Origin of the sequence: Borrelia persica No12 (assembly GCF_000500045.1) — a bacterium.
In the GTDB taxonomy this organism is placed as follows: domain Bacteria; phylum Spirochaetota; class Spirochaetia; order Borreliales; family Borreliaceae; genus Borrelia; species Borrelia persica.
Genome location: NZ_AYOT01000187.1, coordinates 140,521 through 158,399 on the forward strand (window position 1 = coordinate 140,521; position 17,879 = coordinate 158,399).

General features: G+C 27.1%; 15 protein-coding genes. 9 read left to right on the plus strand and 6 right to left on the minus strand.

What is annotated here, in order from left to right:
• Positions 1-3: 3 nt before the first annotated feature.
• The 9 genes from U881_RS11615 (at position 4) to U881_RS0106955 (ending at position 9,013) form a co-directional block, all read left to right on the plus strand.
• Entirely contained in the window at positions 4-816 is an 813-nt protein-coding gene (locus tag U881_RS11615; protein WP_024653780.1) for a CRASP family complement regulator-acquiring lipoprotein, read from the plus strand.
• A gap of 295 nt (positions 817-1,111) precedes the next feature.
• Positions 1,112-1,396 (plus strand): hypothetical protein, encoded by a 285-nt coding sequence (locus U881_RS11020; RefSeq protein ID WP_024653779.1) that lies wholly within the window; start codon positions 1,112-1,114, stop codon positions 1,394-1,396.
• A 206-nt stretch (positions 1,397-1,602) separates the two neighbouring features.
• Complete coding sequence (locus tag U881_RS0106925; protein ID WP_024653778.1) at positions 1,603-2,658, plus strand: CRASP family complement regulator-acquiring lipoprotein; 1,056 nt, start codon at positions 1,603-1,605, stop codon at positions 2,656-2,658.
• Positions 2,659-2,773: 115 nt separating this feature from the next.
• The gene (locus U881_RS0106930; RefSeq protein ID WP_024653777.1) at positions 2,774-3,829 is read left to right on the plus strand and encodes a CRASP family complement regulator-acquiring lipoprotein; all 1,056 of its coding nucleotides are present in this window, start codon (positions 2,774-2,776) and stop codon (positions 3,827-3,829) included.
• Positions 3,830-3,943: 114 nt separating this feature from the next.
• The gene (locus U881_RS0106935; RefSeq protein WP_024653776.1) at positions 3,944-4,804 is read left to right on the plus strand and encodes a virulence associated lipoprotein; all 861 of its coding nucleotides are present in this window, start codon (positions 3,944-3,946) and stop codon (positions 4,802-4,804) included.
• Positions 4,805-4,933: 129 nt separating this feature from the next.
• A complete protein-coding gene (locus U881_RS0106940; protein WP_024653775.1) occupies positions 4,934-5,782 on the plus strand; it encodes a complement regulator-acquiring protein in 849 nt (282 codons plus the stop codon).
• A 223-nt stretch (positions 5,783-6,005) separates the two neighbouring features.
• On the plus strand, positions 6,006-6,743 hold the full coding sequence (locus U881_RS0106945) for a complement regulator-acquiring protein (RefSeq protein ID WP_024653774.1): 738 nt from the start codon (positions 6,006-6,008) through the stop codon (positions 6,741-6,743).
• Between the two features lie 334 nt (positions 6,744-7,077).
• Positions 7,078-7,926, plus strand: coding sequence for a complement regulator-acquiring protein (locus tag U881_RS0106950; protein WP_024653773.1), 849 nt, complete (start codon positions 7,078-7,080; stop codon positions 7,924-7,926).
• A gap of 223 nt (positions 7,927-8,149) precedes the next feature.
• On the plus strand, positions 8,150-9,013 hold the full coding sequence (locus U881_RS0106955) for a complement regulator-acquiring protein (protein WP_024653772.1): 864 nt from the start codon (positions 8,150-8,152) through the stop codon (positions 9,011-9,013).
• 791 nt (positions 9,014-9,804) lie between these two features.
• Here the strand turns inward: U881_RS0106955 and U881_RS0106965 are convergent.
• The 6 genes from U881_RS0106965 to U881_RS0106990 form a co-directional block, all read right to left on the minus strand.
• Complete coding sequence (locus U881_RS0106965) at positions 9,805-10,791, minus strand: hypothetical protein (RefSeq protein ID WP_024653770.1); 987 nt, start codon at positions 10,789-10,791, stop codon at positions 9,805-9,807.
• A gap of 365 nt (positions 10,792-11,156) precedes the next feature.
• Positions 11,157-12,122 carry a hypothetical protein gene (locus tag U881_RS0106970; RefSeq protein WP_024653769.1) on the minus strand — a complete coding sequence of 322 codons (966 nt, stop codon included), beginning with the start codon at positions 12,120-12,122 and terminating at the stop codon, positions 11,157-11,159.
• A 1,007-nt stretch (positions 12,123-13,129) separates the two neighbouring features.
• Positions 13,130-13,954 (minus strand): FAD-dependent thymidylate synthase, encoded by an 825-nt coding sequence (gene thyX / locus U881_RS0106975; protein WP_024653768.1) that lies wholly within the window; start codon positions 13,952-13,954, stop codon positions 13,130-13,132.
• Positions 13,955-14,273: 319 nt separating this feature from the next.
• The gene (locus U881_RS0106980) at positions 14,274-15,068 is read right to left on the minus strand and encodes a hypothetical protein (protein WP_235048151.1); all 795 of its coding nucleotides are present in this window, start codon (positions 15,066-15,068) and stop codon (positions 14,274-14,276) included.
• A gap of 317 nt (positions 15,069-15,385) precedes the next feature.
• Positions 15,386-16,372 carry a hypothetical protein gene (locus tag U881_RS0106985; protein WP_024653766.1) on the minus strand — a complete coding sequence of 329 codons (987 nt, stop codon included), beginning with the start codon at positions 16,370-16,372 and terminating at the stop codon, positions 15,386-15,388.
• 360 nt (positions 16,373-16,732) lie between these two features.
• Positions 16,733-17,791: a hypothetical protein gene (locus U881_RS0106990; RefSeq protein WP_024653765.1), complete on the minus strand. Its 1,059-nt coding sequence runs from the start codon at positions 17,789-17,791 to the stop codon at positions 16,733-16,735.
• Positions 17,792-17,879 lie beyond the last annotated feature (88 nt).

Sequence of the window (17,879 nt, forward strand, 5' to 3'; positions counted from 1 at the left end):
ATTTTGAAACACAAAATTTTTGTTATATTGACTTCAATTTTAACAAGCTTATTTCTACTAGCTTGTAATCAATATAATAATCAAAGGGTAACAAACGGAACTCAACAAAATCCACAAGAAATACTCCTACTTGAAAACATACTCAGCAAACTCACTCCAGCAATAGAACAGGCACTAAAAAAACATGAAGATGCAAATTGGAATGAAGATGGACAAGAATACAATCTCAAAGGACAAAATCAAATCTTTGACATAGCTACGTACATCAAGAATGGCAATCAAGAGACACAATACAATGCAGCAGATAAAACATCTAAAGAAAGGAGAAGAAAAGTGTATCTTGCATTTGAATATAATACAGAATACCTCAAAGCTTTCGAAGCGTTTACTAACAGAATGCAAGCAGCAGGAAACATAGCACTCTATGACGACAAGGTCAAAGAATCATATTCGGGAACTCTTGCTCAAATAACAGAATATGCTCAAACCTGTTACATAGACATATTTCAATCACTAAAAAATAAAAGGGATAAAATCAAAGATTTATCTCCAACCGATTTAATCAATCTACAAACAAATCTTAATGAAGTTACACAAGCAATGGCAAATATACAAGATATAGTAACTGTAATTAAAAATGATTACAACAATGATATCAAAATTGGTGTTAACAAAGATAAGGCAATCAAAAGTCAAGCCAACTTTATGGAACTGGCAGACTACCTCTACTGCAACCGAATTTCACTTGAAGACAATTTTTCTAAAATAAAAAAAACAGCGCCCACAGTGATACACATCTTAAATAAAACCACATAAGAAAAATAATATATACAAACCATTATTACACACATAAATAAAGGGAAGAACTTTTTATCTTCTCTTTATTTTTCTATCCATAAAATTTATAAAACACTTCTAAAAAACATATGCTTAAACATATAACCTTTAAAAAAACAAAAATTATTAAGAATTATCATTAAAATGTCCTCTTAAATCCTATCTTGACATACAAACCCAAAAAACATATAATATCAATTAATGATGATCAATAATTAAACATCAACATTGATTTATCATAAAAAATAAGGAGAATATTCTGAAATACGACCTTTTGGTTATATCAATCTTAATAAGTTTAAGCAACTGCAAGGCAAATGAAGACTATGAAGAAATAAAACGAAGAGCACTACAAGTACAAGAAGAACTCACAAAAAAAGAAGAAGAAGAAAAAGCAAAAGCAAAAATAATAATACAAAAAGCACTAACAATAACACCAGAAGATGAAAAGACAATATTAGAGAGACAATCAAGGCAAGAAGAACTAATAAAAAAAATATTGAAAGAAGAAAAAGCAAAAGAAGAAAAAGCAAGAAAAAAAATAGGAACAATAAAATAAAAAACTATTCAAAGAATATAAAATATATATAAAAACTCAATGAATAATAAAAAAACACGCAAATTCATTAACCATTTATTATTAATAAAACCCCACACTTTACTTGCTATTCATCTTGCTATTAATATTTAATAACATATATAATATGGTACATAGTAAAGCAAACCAAATAATAATAATTAGGTTTTTTATAAAAGGAAAATGTTTTGAAGAATCAATTACCTATTATCTTTACACTAGCTATCATTACTCTCACTTGTAAAACAAATCTTGATAATATTAAAGAATTAACACAAGCACTAAAAACAATACAAAACGCTAAACAAATAGTATTAGAAACACAAGCAATAAAAGCAAATACAGAATTAGGCGCTCTAATACAAACAATAGAAACAGAAGCAGAACTAGAAGCACAAAAAATCGTCAAAGAAGAAGAAGCAGCAGAAGAACAAATAACTCAAGAATTTATCGAATTAAGAGAAGCAAATATAAAAAACAAACAAGAAGAAATAAAACACAAAATACAAACACAAAAAAACAAAATGACACAAGAAAAAATAGCAATAATAAGACAAGACATCATTAATCAGATAAAATTAACAATATTAGATAGACAAACATTAATAAACATACACACAGATCCCAATTGGCCTGAACCTTATGATCATTTTGGAATGACAGATCGATTAAACAAAAGTCGACCATTTAATTATATTGGCTATAGCAAAGAAAATATCTTATACGATAATTTTAACAAAAAAGATATCTCACATCTCCCATACATTAATATAAGGCTTGCAAATCATCACAATGCTCCAAACAGAAGAAGAATTTACTTAATTCTCAAGTACGATACAAAAACCATTCAACAATATGGTGATATCTTGCATGAATTAAAGCTTATTGGTAAAAAAAATACTGCTCAAGACATCATCTATGCCATAATTAGACACTGTAAGTACTACTATGACACTGCAATAACAACACTGAATGACAAACAAGACAAGCTTCATATATTACATATTGAACAACTATATAAACTTCAAACAGCATTCAAAGAACTTGAACAACAAAAGCAAAATTTTGACAATTATCTGATACAAATCGTTGATGAATATTCTAAACAGAAAGCTCAATCTCAAATTTTATCACAACAGTACATACTAAATACAATTGATAAAGCTAATCAATTGTCCAATATCAATGATAATATCAACAATATTGCTCAAAACTTAAAAACAATTTTAGATGAAATACAATAAATATTCACATAAAATTATCAAAATCTTGATATTAAACCTCAATCAAAGTATAATGCCTAAACGAGCACTATCAAACAACGACAACTAATATGTTTTAAAAGACAAGGAGAATATTTTGAGATATAGATTGCTTATCATACTTACTTTTTTTGCCATTATTACTCTAACTTGCAAAGTAAATGTTGCAAAACTTGCAACATTAGAACAAAAATTAAAAGAAATAGAATTGGCAACAGTAAAACAAACACAAGAAAGTCAAACAGAAACCATAAGAATGGCAATACAAGAAAAGATAGCAAATCAAACAACAGCAACACTCCTAAATAAAATTCAATCATCAATAAAAGAAAAAAAACAACAAACACAAGACCTAATCCAAAAAGAACAAGATTTAAAAAAAGAAATAGAAGATATAACAAAACAAGACGAAGAACAATCTCAACAAACACAATCCAAGATTGAATTAGATCAAGCAAAAATTGCTCTAAAGCAAAAAATTCAAGATATTCAAAAGTTACTAATAATACACAAAAATAATTATTATAATGAACCTATCAATCAATTTGGAATGCATGATAATGAACATTATAATAAAAATAATCTCAATAAAGCATTTGATGTGATTGAAACCCAAAATTTGCCATACTCTCATCCACAAAATAAAAAAAATAGAAATAAAATTTACCTAATATTTGAGTATAATAATACTCATATTGAATCTCTCGGTAAAATTCTTAACAAAATTACAAAAGACACTTTTATAAAGCACACATTAAAACCCAATACAAAATTACAAACTTCTTCAAAGGATGAACGAATTCAAAAAATAATACAGAATATAATACATAACATCAATGAGTATTTCAATTTATATTTCAATAATGCATTTAATATATCAGAAGAAAACCAAAAGAAACTTAATTCCTTAACAATCAATGACATACAAACACTAAACAATATATTTGATGAACGAAAAACAATCGGCAATACTTGCAAAGAGTATGCAAGCAAGATTTATAACGATTTTCAAAATGATGAAGGCATGATCAAAACTGGTGACATTGAAAAATTAATAGACTATATAAAAAATAATGAATATAATACAAAATTTACAAATCAATTTAAAAAACTCGAAAAGCTAATTACCCAAATTAAAAACATTATAAAATAAAAATAAAACACAAAAATTTAACAATCTTGATATTAAACTTCAATAGATGTATAATGCCTAACAAGGTAGCCAAATCACAATAAGTATAGCTTTGATACAAATAAGGAGAATATTTTGAAAAATAGATCGTCTATCATCCTCAGCGTAATTGTTATAGCTACTCTAGCTTGCAAAGAAAATGTTAAAATATTTGGAAAATTAGAACAAGAACTACAAGAAGCAGAAAGCATAAAAAACAACCTAGAAAAGTATATAAAAAATACACACACAGAACAAATGAGAGAAAAAAAAATTATAATAGCCAAACTAAAAAGCAAAATTATAAGGGATAAATACATACTAAACATGTACAACGATAATGACGATTGGATAGAAGATAATATTTTATATAGGGTTAATAATCAAACAGTATTTCAAGTGGCAAAAGATCATAAAAATGATGAGGTTTATGCAAGTAAGAATAATAAAAGTGTAAGAAAACTAATCTACCTAGCACTTGAATACCGACGATTTGCCATCATCAATTTTCAGACAATCCTAAACAAATTAGCACAAAAAGCAAATACCAACATTACTTATAGACAAAAGGAATATGATATTAATACAGAATATAATATATTATTAGAAAATATCTTATCTGCAATTAAAAAATATGCTCACAATTACTTTGAAGTCGCATTAATACCCCTATCTCAAAAGCAAAATGATCTTCATTTCTTAAGTTTAAATAATCTGCAAGAACTTAAAGACAAATTTGATGAAATTCAAAAAATTAGAGATACGGGTAAAACATATGCAATGACAATTTATAATGATTTTCAAAATAATAAAGACAATATCAGAGATGGTGATGCCACTTACTTAAAAAACCATATAAACAAAATGCATTATGAATATAAACTCAAAGAATTGGCAAACAAAACTGAAGAGATAGCATACCAAATTAGTCAAATTTTGAAATTAAAACTAAATTAAAGTAAAATTATACAAAGAATAAAAAGACAACTTATAATGGTGTATAAATATAAAAAATAAAATAAATTTAATCTGCAAAAATAAATCACTAATTAAATTGATTGCAGCTATAAAAGTAAGGGGAATATTTTGAAAAAAATCTTGTTTATTAAGTCTATTAAAAGCTTATCACTATCTATTACAATGATTCTAATTGCCTGCAATGTAAATACTAAATCAAAAGATACAAAATTAGATAACAATACCCAAAGAGACTTATTTATAATAAAAAATATAACATCAGATACCCCAGCTATAAAAAGGATTTTAACAAAGCATATAAAAAAAATAACTCAAACTGCCCGCACCTTAATGGAACAACACACAAAAGATCTTACACAAAAATCTGAAAAACAACTTGGAATACAGTGTACAATTTTTGATGAAATTTATTACGACACAATAATAAACAACAAAGAAAAGAAATATACCGTAAACAAAAATAAAATCAAATTATCTTATGCATCTCTAAATTATAAAATAACAAGATTAAAATGGTTGGGTGAAATACTTCTCCAAATACAAAAGGACAATACAAAGCAAGGTAATGAACTTTATAATGCAATTATAGAAACAGGAAGAGAATATAATCAAAAGCCATTCGAAGAAATTATCCATCAAATACACAAAGAACAAAATAAAATTATTCTTTTAAAAAGTGAAAAACTAAAAGAAATTATAGAAAACTTAAACATAATTGAAAATTTAAGAATGATATGGATAAAATTTGTGGATATCATTATTGAAGATTATAGAATGAACACGGATATACAAAATAATAATATTAAATTGATAGAACACATAGCCACTAGATATCAAAAAATAAAAAGTAAAATCAATAGTATTAAAGACATAGCTCACAGAATAAAAAAAATTTTAAAGACAACAAAACACCATTACTATGTTAGAAAACAATCACCAATGAAAAATAAAATGTGAGATAATATTACAAAATCACTTACACCTACTAATTCCAATAACAACACTTAAGCAGACTTAAAATATACTCAAGCAAACATCATGCCCAAAATTTTCATCATTCATACTAAAGAAAATTCTTTAATACACTCTTTAACAAACTTGACATTTAGACCAAATAGTATATAATATTTTTATTATCTAATAATGATTATTATTTGATAATAAAAAAAGGAGAATATTTATGCAAAATAACATCTTAAAAAATATAATTACTATATCTGCTTTAACAGCATCCATGTTTATTGGTTGTGCACAAAACAATCTTCCAGAAGAGCAAGATACTACAAGACAGGGTAGCGATGCTGCAAAAATAGAAGCTATAGTAAAAGAACTACAAGCAAAATTTGCAACCGAAAACCAAAAAGCAAATGGTAAAGATGAGGGAAGTGATCAATATACCCTAAAAAACAATTTATTTGACAAAGTAGACGGTGCTAAAAACCAAAAATATAGCCATGCTGACAACATAGAGCAAAGAAAAAACATATATGGATCTATAGATTGGAATGTGGATACAATCAAAAAATTTGGTAAAATACTTGGTGACCTAGAAGGCTCAGCTCATAAAGCTAATTGGGCTAAAGATCTTTTAGGAGCAGGAGAAAAAATTCAAGATGAAGTTCAAAAGGCATTGAAGTTAATAGATGACAAAAAAGACAAACTCAATACCCTAAGCCTTGACAAATTAAAGACACTTCAAGGCCACGTTAACACACTTGAAAACGCAAAAAAAACTTGGATAACTTTTGTAAATACACTGGTTAACGATCATGAAAACGATAAAGATACAATCAAAAATAATACGCAAAATCTAGCAACATACCTACAACGAGAATACAAAAACCCTCTTCCAACACTTGGTCAAAACAGTGAACAAGCACGTCAAGCTATTGAAACAATAACAAATGCAATAAAATAAATATCTTTAAAATAAAGATTTTTAACATGAGCTTTAACAAGCAAAGAAGAGAAGATATTCTTCTCTTCTTTTTTTTACTTATTTATAAAAAAACCTACAATAAATTACACACAATAAATATAAAATCAAAATCAATATAAACATATACAATTATTCTTTTTATTTTCTAAAAAACATTTAAGCAAAGCTATCAAACATACTCAGTAAACATTTTAAGCCAAATTTTATCATTTATACAAAAAAAATTCTTTAATAAACTTGACATTTAAATCAAATAATGTAATAATACTACTTAATAATGATTCTTATTTAAGAATAAAAAAGGAGAACGTTTATGCAAAATAATATCTTTAAAAATATAATTACTATATCTGCTTTAACAGCATTTATGCTTATCGGTTGTGCACAAGAAAATCTTGATCCAAATGGCAAACCAACCAAACAAGGTGATCAACACGATGATCCAAACACCGCAAAAGCAATAACAAACCCATCTATTGTTGATAGTGGTTTGGCTGGTGCTGATGGTGCTGGTGGTGATGGTGCTGATCAAAATAAAGCAGCAATAGAAGCTATAATAAAAGAACTACAAGCAAAATTTACAACCGAAAACGACAAAGAAAAGGGTAAAAAAGAGGGAGACACTCAATATGGCATGAAAACCGGAGTATTTGATAAAATAGATGGTGCTGGAGGCAAAAAATATGACGATGCTCAAAATGAAGAGAAAAGAAAAAAATTCTATGGATCTCTAAATTGGAATGAAAACACAATTAAAGAATTTGGTAAAATACTTGCTAAAATAGAAAATAATGCAGCTAAGAAAGGCACTTGGATTAAAGATTTTGTAACCTTAGGAGAAAAGATCCAAGATGAAGTTCAAAAGGCATTGAAGTTCATAGATGACAAAAAAGAAAAACTCAATACCCTAAGCCTTGAACAATTAAAAGAACTTAAAGACAAAGTTAAAACAATTGAAGATACAAAAAAGACTTGGACAGATTTTGTAAAGACACTAGTTGCAGATCATACAAGCAAAAAAGATGGTATCGACAACGTTGAAACTTTAGTAGATAATTACCTAAAAACAAAATATACAGACGTTATACCAAAACTTAAACTTAATGAAACCATCGCAACAACAGGTCAAAAGATTAAAACAATAACAGATCAAGCAAAATAAATATTTTTAAATAAATATTTTCAACATAAGATTTAAAAATCAAAAAAGAGAAGAATATCTTCTCTTTTTTTTTATTTATAAAAAAACTTAAAATCAATTACACAAAAAATAATATCATTATATCATAATATTATTTTTGACATTAAAATAGTATATATTATAATATAATAATAAATATTAAAATTTAATATTATGATATAATAACAAGAGAGGAGAATATTTTATGAGAAAAAAAAGTCTAAACAATATTTTTAATTTAATTGCATTTTCAATAGCATTTACGCTAGTTGGATGCAAACCTAGTGATCTAGAGCAAACATTCAACTTTGGTAAAAAGGGAAAACAAGATACTGCAAACTCAAAACAACAAGGACTGCAAACAGATCAAAAAAAAGAACACGGCAATTTAATAGAACAACAACAAGAAGACGATGGAGAAAAAAGGAAACTTATAGAGTTTATCAAAACAAAAGTTAAAAATGAAATTGATTTGCTAAATCAATATGATACCAAAACCGAAGATTCTGAACAATATGGAATGAAATCGGGAGTATTTAAATTTATAATATACAGAGACGAAAAAAACCAAGAAATCAACATACAATCCCCGCAATATGCATACAAGAGAAAAAAACTTTATGCATCTTTAAAATGGCAAGAAGATAAAATTAGAAAATTGGGAACAATACTCAATAAAATAGAAAAAAACGAACAAGCTGGGACAACAAAACTAGCAAAAACAATACTAGAAACAGGAATAGAATTTATTCAAGGAAAATTTGAAGATCTGATAACCAATATTAATGATACAATTAACAATCTAGATAGTCTCAATCTAGAAGAACTACAACAAATTAAAGAAAGCCTCAATACAATTGATGATTTAAGAAAAAAATGGACAGACACTATTGACAAAATTATTTCTGAATATGATTCTAATACTAATAACATACAACAAAATGGAACAACACTAAAAGACCATGTAAATTCTCTATATAAAACAATATTCCAAGACGAACTTCGGAATATTAAAGACTCAGTACAAAATATTCAAACTATATTAAAATTAAACTTTATAAATAACTAAAACATCAGGGAGGAAATTACTTCCCTCCCTCTATTATTCACTAAAAAATATGATATTTTTTTATAAATTTTGCTTTTTTTATGCTTTTCTACTATACAAATAATAATTAATACTATATAATACATAGTACATTATAATACTTATTATATATTATAATAAATACTTAATGGTTTTAAAATTAGTGCGTCGTCCATTCAAAACAAACAATTCACTATCGGCTTAAAAAACTAAGCTGATAGGTGGCTTAACCTTTTTTTTATAACAATATACAAAAATATTAAGAATCAAACAATAAATTATACTTAAGTTCCCAAATCCCAACAAAAGCAATTGACCACAACTTCATATTCAGACCTCGCCTATCCCAGCTCTAACAATTTTTAATCTCCTCAATTAATCTTTCCTCATCAGCTACATGCTTTTGCAACTAACATTTATGTTATTTAAATATAGTTATAAAAGAAAATAAATATAAACCTAACCCAACTCTTCTCATATACTCTTCTTCTTTCACCATAAATACATCTGTTAATTTAGTTAATATATAATGCAAATCATTAAAATCATAATCTAATACAAAAAAACATATCAATATAGATATGACATAAACACTTTTTGGCCTAAAATAAAAATCAATATCCAAACTAAACTTACATAATAATAATAAAAAACATCAACAATAAAGAAAAAAATCATGCCAGCTTATATACCTCAAATATAAACTGGCTAATAATTTATACTGTAATTTTCAATATCAAGGTCTATATTGCACCATATACAGCTTACCTTATTTATGTTGGTGATAAAACATTAAACATCTCTATGAGAGTAGTAACAACATCACTACTGAAACGATGCAAATATGTAGGTACAAATATTGTCATATGGGGATTACCTTCAAGCTCTTCCTGTCCCTCCTTTTTAAAGAATCTTCCGATCCTAGTATTAATGTATGCCACCATATCCCTGAATATTTTCTTTAACTCAGATGAACACTTAATATAAGCATCCCTAATCTTTACAAATTCACCATATTTTGCTTTACATACATATAGCCTGTCAAATTCCACTACACGTCCAAGATCCTCAATAGTCTCTTTACTAAAGGCATAACGCAAAAAGTAACAAATACGCTCTCCATAAAATAACATATCTTTAACTATACCACGAGCAGTATGCCAAGCCATATATTTTAACTCATCACTAGCTTCTTTATTCATATTTGTTAATCTGTCTACCACATAATACAAATTATGCAAAGCATCTTTATCATAATCTAACATAAAATAAAATCGATCAAATTTACTATTAAGAGCAAAAACAGAAAGGTCCGATTCATGAGGAAGAGAAGAACCTAAATTATTAAATTTAGCTATTAAAGCATCATAAATCTCATGAACTTTCATTGTATTATCATCAAAAGAATTCTTCAAATCATCACGATTCCTATGTCTCTCATGACAAAAATCCAATAACTCATGTACCAATTTATAGTAAAAAACATCATACGTATCTCTTCCTGCTAAAGTTAAATTTTTTGCATTTTCTTCCAAAAGAGAATGCAAATCAGTATGTCCACTATATACATCATATTTCACAAAATCTGACTCTTTAAACCCAAATGGTGTCTTTAACCAATCAAATTTATCATCTCGTGCCTCATCTCCTGCTGGAATTGCAGAATCTTTTTGCCCTCTTCCCCCTGACCCTGGTTCTGTTGAACATCCAATAAATAAATTTAAAACACCTAAAACAAACAACAATTTAAACACTTGCATATTATTAAATAACCTCCTTTTTTAGATGACAAATATATAATGATGAATATAAGAATAAACATCTTATCACTGTTATACACTTATCACTTAAAATTTATATATTTATATATTTATATATTTATATTGGCAATAATTAATTATAAGTAATGAATTATATATTAACTAACCATTTATTACAAATAATAATATATTAATTGGATTAATATATCAATATCAAACAATCAAAAATACAAATAAATAAACCGTTTAATAAATTACCAATAATAAAAATTATAAGCTTATATTGTTACATTATCAAATCAATCGTCATAAACTCTAGTATGCCATACTCAAATTTATATCATTTACATTTATGAATGATCATTTTACATCCATAACTTAATTGCATTTATAAACATTTGCTCTTTCCTGATTAAATTTTTCAACATTGATAGTGCTTTAACTTTACTATCATAATAATATACTGGCTCACGCTTTGAAGCAATCAATAATATAAGTATTTCACGCAAATCCGAATCCAGAACTTCTAATTGCTTAACATAATTTTCCTTGAAGTCATTAAACTTAGTCAATTCACCTTTAGCAATATCAAGCTTAAGAAACTCACTTTCCTTACTAAATTTATTTATGGCTTCTGCACTAAAAGAACCATTTAATAATTTAGAAATAGTATCACCACCCTCTAACAACTTCACAATTAAATCCCGAATTACAGCAGTACTCTCATTAAGCACCAAATCTGCATCGGAAACATCACCGAATAAGTTAATTAGTATCCTATGAAAATTAGAAACAGGAACCTTATTATAACCCAATGCCAAATAGAGCAAATCCAATGAACTATCAATAATATCACGTTCTATACCATCAACATGAATATGCTTTACCATAACTCCAGAAGCCAAGTAAAGCTTATTTAACAAATTATTACCATAGTTAAAATATTTACTTCTACTGCCTAAAAATTCATAACGCTCTTCATCCAAATTTGAAACAAAATCTTTTATCATTCCTAACAATTTATTATGAATATGATTCGCAGTATCTATACGTACTATAACCAAACTTTTTGAATTTTTTTCCAAAAGAGAATGCAAATCAATATGTCCACTATATACCTCATATCTCACAAAATCTGATTCATCAAAATTAAATGATGTTGTTGGTAAATACGAATCATAACCCGATAAATCTGGAAACACATCCCCCAAGTAGCCTTCTGTTGAAGTTGCAGAATCTTTTTGCACTCTTCCCCCTGACCCTGGTTCTGTTGAGCACCCAATAAATAAATTTAAAACACCTAAAACAAACAACAATCTAAACACTTGCATATTATTAAATAACCTCCTTTTTTAGATAACAAATATACACAAATATACAATGATGAATTACAAACGCTGAATTACTATGATGAAAAAATAATGAAATGACTTACCTATATATGGTATATCGTTATTTAATTTTCTAAATATAATTATACCTATATGAGAAATATTAATATCGATATTTTATATTTATAACTAAATATAATAAAAAAATAACAAAAATAAAACAATAAAATTCAACTTATTTCAAGATATTTTTATAAAACTCATTAAGTATACATTTTACAAATTTTTAATAAACAAATTATAAATTAATCTATAACAGTCAAGCCACCACCTGACCCAGCTCTATCCTTTTGAGAGATATAGACCGGTATTTATCTTGTATATTCTAATTAAACTCAACAAAATATAATATATTATAACACTTAATACGCTATATTTATACCATATAAGACACAATACATATTGATAATTATTATTATATACAAATTACTGTTAAGCCATCACTTTAATCAATAATAAAACTGATTGACAAAACTTCAAAATCCTTTTCTTAGAATAAATTTAACTATCAATCAAGTTAAAACATATACCATTATTTAAAAAAAACAATATAAAACACTTATAATTTATAAATTTATTTATACATAAATTAATATTTCGATTTAAATAAATATCTAATACCGCAATTAACTCAATATAATTAAAATAAGTTTTAAAAATAGGCTAATAAAAAAAGCCAGCCTACGCCTTTAAATCAAGATTTAAAATACGCAAGCTGGATCAGGTGGTGGCTCAACCTGTGATATTTATTATACTTAAATAATATAAAATATGCAACTTGATCTCAAATAATATTCAATTAAAAATATAAAAATTAAACTCAAATAATTGTAAATTACAAGCCAATATACATTAATACACAACAACTCAATATTAATGTATACCAACCTTATTATATTGTATTCATTCAAGGAGTTTACATTTTTTTAAAATAAAATAATTTACTTTTAAATATTAAGTTTGTCTTGCAATCTCTTTAATGCATTATCATCCAATTTAAGCTTACTTATGTCTAAAGCAGCAGAAATTGCAACTATCTCTTCATAAGACAACCTACAACCTCTTAAGATATGATTTTTAAAACTTGCAGTAGCAATAGGAACAATTTCTGCAACAATATCAAGCAATACTTTGGCATATTTACGCATCTCCTTAGATGAACGCTCAGCAACCTCTCTTGAATTATTTAAAGCCAACCTTAATTTTATAAAGTGAAAGAGATTGTTCAAATCAATCTGCCAATACCATTCGGTATACAAACTTAAAGGCAAGACAATTCTAGAGACTTCCTTTGAAACATTACAACTTATCATATTTTGATATAACTTAAAAGAAGATCTCTGATTTTCTTTTAAATCATTTAAAATATCCTCAAAAGTACAAAAAGCTCTCCCATTGTCTTCAATATCTGCAATACCTTGCATATTCTCTTCTAAAGGCACATAAAACTCTTCTCTAATTGAGCTATAAGAACCTGAAACTTCATTAATTCTTGCCGTTCTATGTCTCATCCACTGTCTTGCAATAAATATTGGAGCTTTAACATAAAATGTAAAAACCACTTGTTCAAGTGGACTTGTATGTTCATTTCTTATCAAATAATCAATAAGCTCATTATCTTCTCTCTTAATACTCTCACCTCTATATGAAATTCTTGCAGCTTGAATTATTCTCTCATCACTACCCATAAAATCGACAAGCTTTACAAAACCTTTATCCAAAATCTTATGTTCTATGTTTAATAAATTTTCTTTTTCAATTTTAAAGTTCAAAATACAACTCCATAAATTTTAAGTATTTACCATCTAATCAACTAATTATCTATATTAATGTATTAACATACTTAAAGCCTACAAAATATTGTAGGCTTACTTTAAAATATAATCTAAAATTTAAATAATTAAACTGCCTTTAAGAATAAGATCAATACAAGAATCATATTATTAAATATTTTTCATTAAATTACTAACTTTATCTGCAATTTTACCACGCAAATCAGACAATGATGCACTAATCAAATCTTAATATCATTACAATTTTTACATTTTATGCACGACAAAGTAGCTCATTTATGAAAAGCATAACAATAAATTACTTAACTTTCTTTAATTCACTCACACTATTATCAATTTGAATCACTAAATTTTTAAGCTCATTATTAATCACACAAATTCGACCGGCATTACATTTATGCTGTTCAAAATCCAAAGTTAAGATGGTAATTGGTATCAATCTATTTGCAATATGCTCTAAAGAATCAATACCAAAATTTGCCGCTGAGTTTATTATATCTTTAAGCAATATTACAAGCTCTTCTTTATACTTAAGCATATCCTCCAATGCAAATCTAATACCATCAAGACCTTTTATATCATCACTATTCTTAATTTTCACCAAATTAGCATCATTTAAAATACGACCTCTTCTATCTACAACACTATAAATACTACCTGAAATATCCCACAATGCTACAAACAAATTTGAAGCAACTGACTGTATATTTTGATCGGGAGATTTCAATAAATTTGCTACGATCACCTTTAAATTATTTAAAGTCTTAATATCCCGATTTAAAATAGAATAAATTCCATATTTAACCTTCTCAGTAGTTGACTCCCATGGAAATATGCTATCAAACTGAGTCTCATCAAATCCTTGAGGTGTATAACCATAAGAATCCTTAAGATCAGTCAAACTTTTACGTAATGCAGAATAAGCCTCTAAAGCAGTAGAACTGCTTTTTTTATCAAGCTCGCTCAATACTTTTAAATCAACATATTGTGAAGAATCATCAGCATTAGATGAACCTCCCCTTCCCAATGGACACTTCACAATCAAAATACTAATCACCAAGACTATAATCAATATACAATATTTCAACTTCATTAACATTCCCCCTTTAAACTTTTGAATTACAATTAACACCATACACACTAAGCATAATTACATTATTTAATTTAATATATCTTTATACTTATAATAATATAATATCATTTTAATATAATATTAATAAAATATAAGTTTTATTTTAAAGTAAAAATTATAATGTTGATAGGTTTATATTCTACAGATTTAACACTAAACAATTATTAAAACAAGATTAAGCTTACAACATATGTTATAAGCTTATATTAATTAATAAACCAACTATTACTAATTACTGCATTTATGATTCAAATGCAATCTGATTAAAAAATATCAAATTACAACCATAAATATATCTCCCGTATCAATTGATCAACCTTATGAGCAAGTTTGACTCGCAATAAATTCAAGCCATTTTTAACCTCACAAATTTGAGTATTACATTGTTGATTAGAATTTAAAGGTATTAAATTAGTAACTGTCTGCACTCTTTGTAAAATATTATTTCTATCTCGTGATTTTGCCACATCATCAATCACATTTTGTACTAATATTGTCATCTCTTTCCATTTTGTACAAAACTCATCTAGACCAGCTTTAAGAGAATCAAAACCTGCGACATCTTTACTCATTGCAAGTTTAGTTAAATTAGAAGTACTAAAGACACCCCAATGTTCATTGATAACTCTACAAATAGTACTCTCTGCAATATCTTTTAATTTTGAAAATAAAACCCTAAATTCATCTCCAGATAAATACTCCTTCAATTCCCTATCTGGATGGCTAATAACTACTATTTTCTGCAAATTACGCAAAGTTTTAACATCTCCCTTTAAAATAGCATAAAATTTTTCTTTAAAGACTGGATCATATTCAAAATTAAATTCACTTTCAATGCCACTAAGCATATAATCATTAAATCCCTCAGGCCTATAATAATACAAAGCTTTAAGCTTACTTAAGCTTGCCTTAAATTCATCATAAGATTCCTCTTCTAGTGTCTTTGTTTTCTTTTTATCAGTCTCCACAATTACACTTTGCTGAGAAGCACCTGGTACATTCTCTTGAATGCCTGGCACATCTTCTCTTAAGTTAACTACATCATCTTGATTATTTTGTATATGATTATCCAATGCACCAACTACTAATGGACTTTTTGCTTTCTTTATTGGAATATCCGGTACAACTGATGAAATCGACCGTCTAGAGATATCTCTAGCTACATCTTTTGAATTTTTACCAGCATCACTAACTTTACCTTCATATTGCTTACAACACGATATCAACACACAAAGTGAAAATATCATAATATACATTCGCTGCATAAATCAATATCCTCCTTTTATATACTTAAACTATTATTTTCAATAAATTACAAAATATTTTTATATTTTTAACAAAATACATTCTACACCCATATCCCAAAATAACACACAAATATTAATTATCTTAATTAATATTTATTAATTAAGATAATTAACTTCTTGCTACTCCTACTAATTTTTTTCATATATCACCAAAACAAGCAATTACACAGTACTCAATATCTCTTTATTATTACATTGGATTTATTAGGCTAATCATATATAAAAATTTATCTCCACCCAAGTTAAAAAGACTTGCAATTAAACTCTAGATGGAGTATCTTTTGTATTTTCATTAAATAAATGATAATCATAACTATATTATGATAATGAATTGCCCTCCTCCAGCTTTAATTTATAAACTTTATCCTTAACTTGTTCTCTTAAATCTACAAGTTCATTTTTAAGTAAATGTATCTCATCATGTCTATAAGCATCAGAATTAGAAAATAAATTGGCAATCGGTGACAAGCATTCCGTAATTTGATCTTTTCCATCAAGCATTGAAGCTTTCAAAATCCTATCTTGAATAAGATTTGTCAACTCATTCCATTTTTCACATATGACATGCACATTATGTACAAGTTCACTAAGTCCCTCTATATCTTTACCGGACTTAAGTACAAACAAGTTTTCTTCACCCAAAACATCACCATTTGGATCTATAATTCTAAAAATAATAGACATTGAAAGATATTGCAAAGTATTAAGTAAACTACGAGGATAATCATAAGAATCACTCCACTTTTCAATCAAATGCCTTATCACTGATTCAAATCTACTTAATATTCCCATATCTCCTTTAAACACAGCATAAATATTATCCTTATATAACTTACTATAACTAACACGTAACCCATGCTCAATATTATTTAATATATATTGACCAAATCCTTGAGGCCTATAATAATAGGCCTCTATAAGCTTTTCAATTTTTTCCTGCAATACGGCATAAATGTTTCCAAATACCCTCTCTCCGTTCTCACCTACAAGCAAATCCTCTTCTATGCCAACGCTCTCATCCGGTACATGACTCTGAGCATCCCCAACATCTTCAGCTCTATTACCATCAACTGACCCAACCCCCACACCAGGACCATTTAGATCGATTCTTCTCAATCGACTTATTCCCAAATTACCCGTTGGCATGAAACCAACTTCTATCTCTAAATCCACCCTTTCCCTTCCTACATTATCCAAATTTGCCTTAACTGTTTTACTTGATGTGGTATTTTTGACAGCCGACGACACAGACTTAGGATTATCTCTTTCCCAAGCCATTCTTTTTAAACCTCTAGTACCACTTCTATCACTATCCCCATGTTTACAACATAATATAAATATACTAAATATAAATAATACCCTAAATATTCGCGGCATTAATATCCTCCTTTTTTTCAAATCATAATTTTTACATAAGCAACACAAAATATATTTATGATACTTAAAACAAAATACATTCTACACC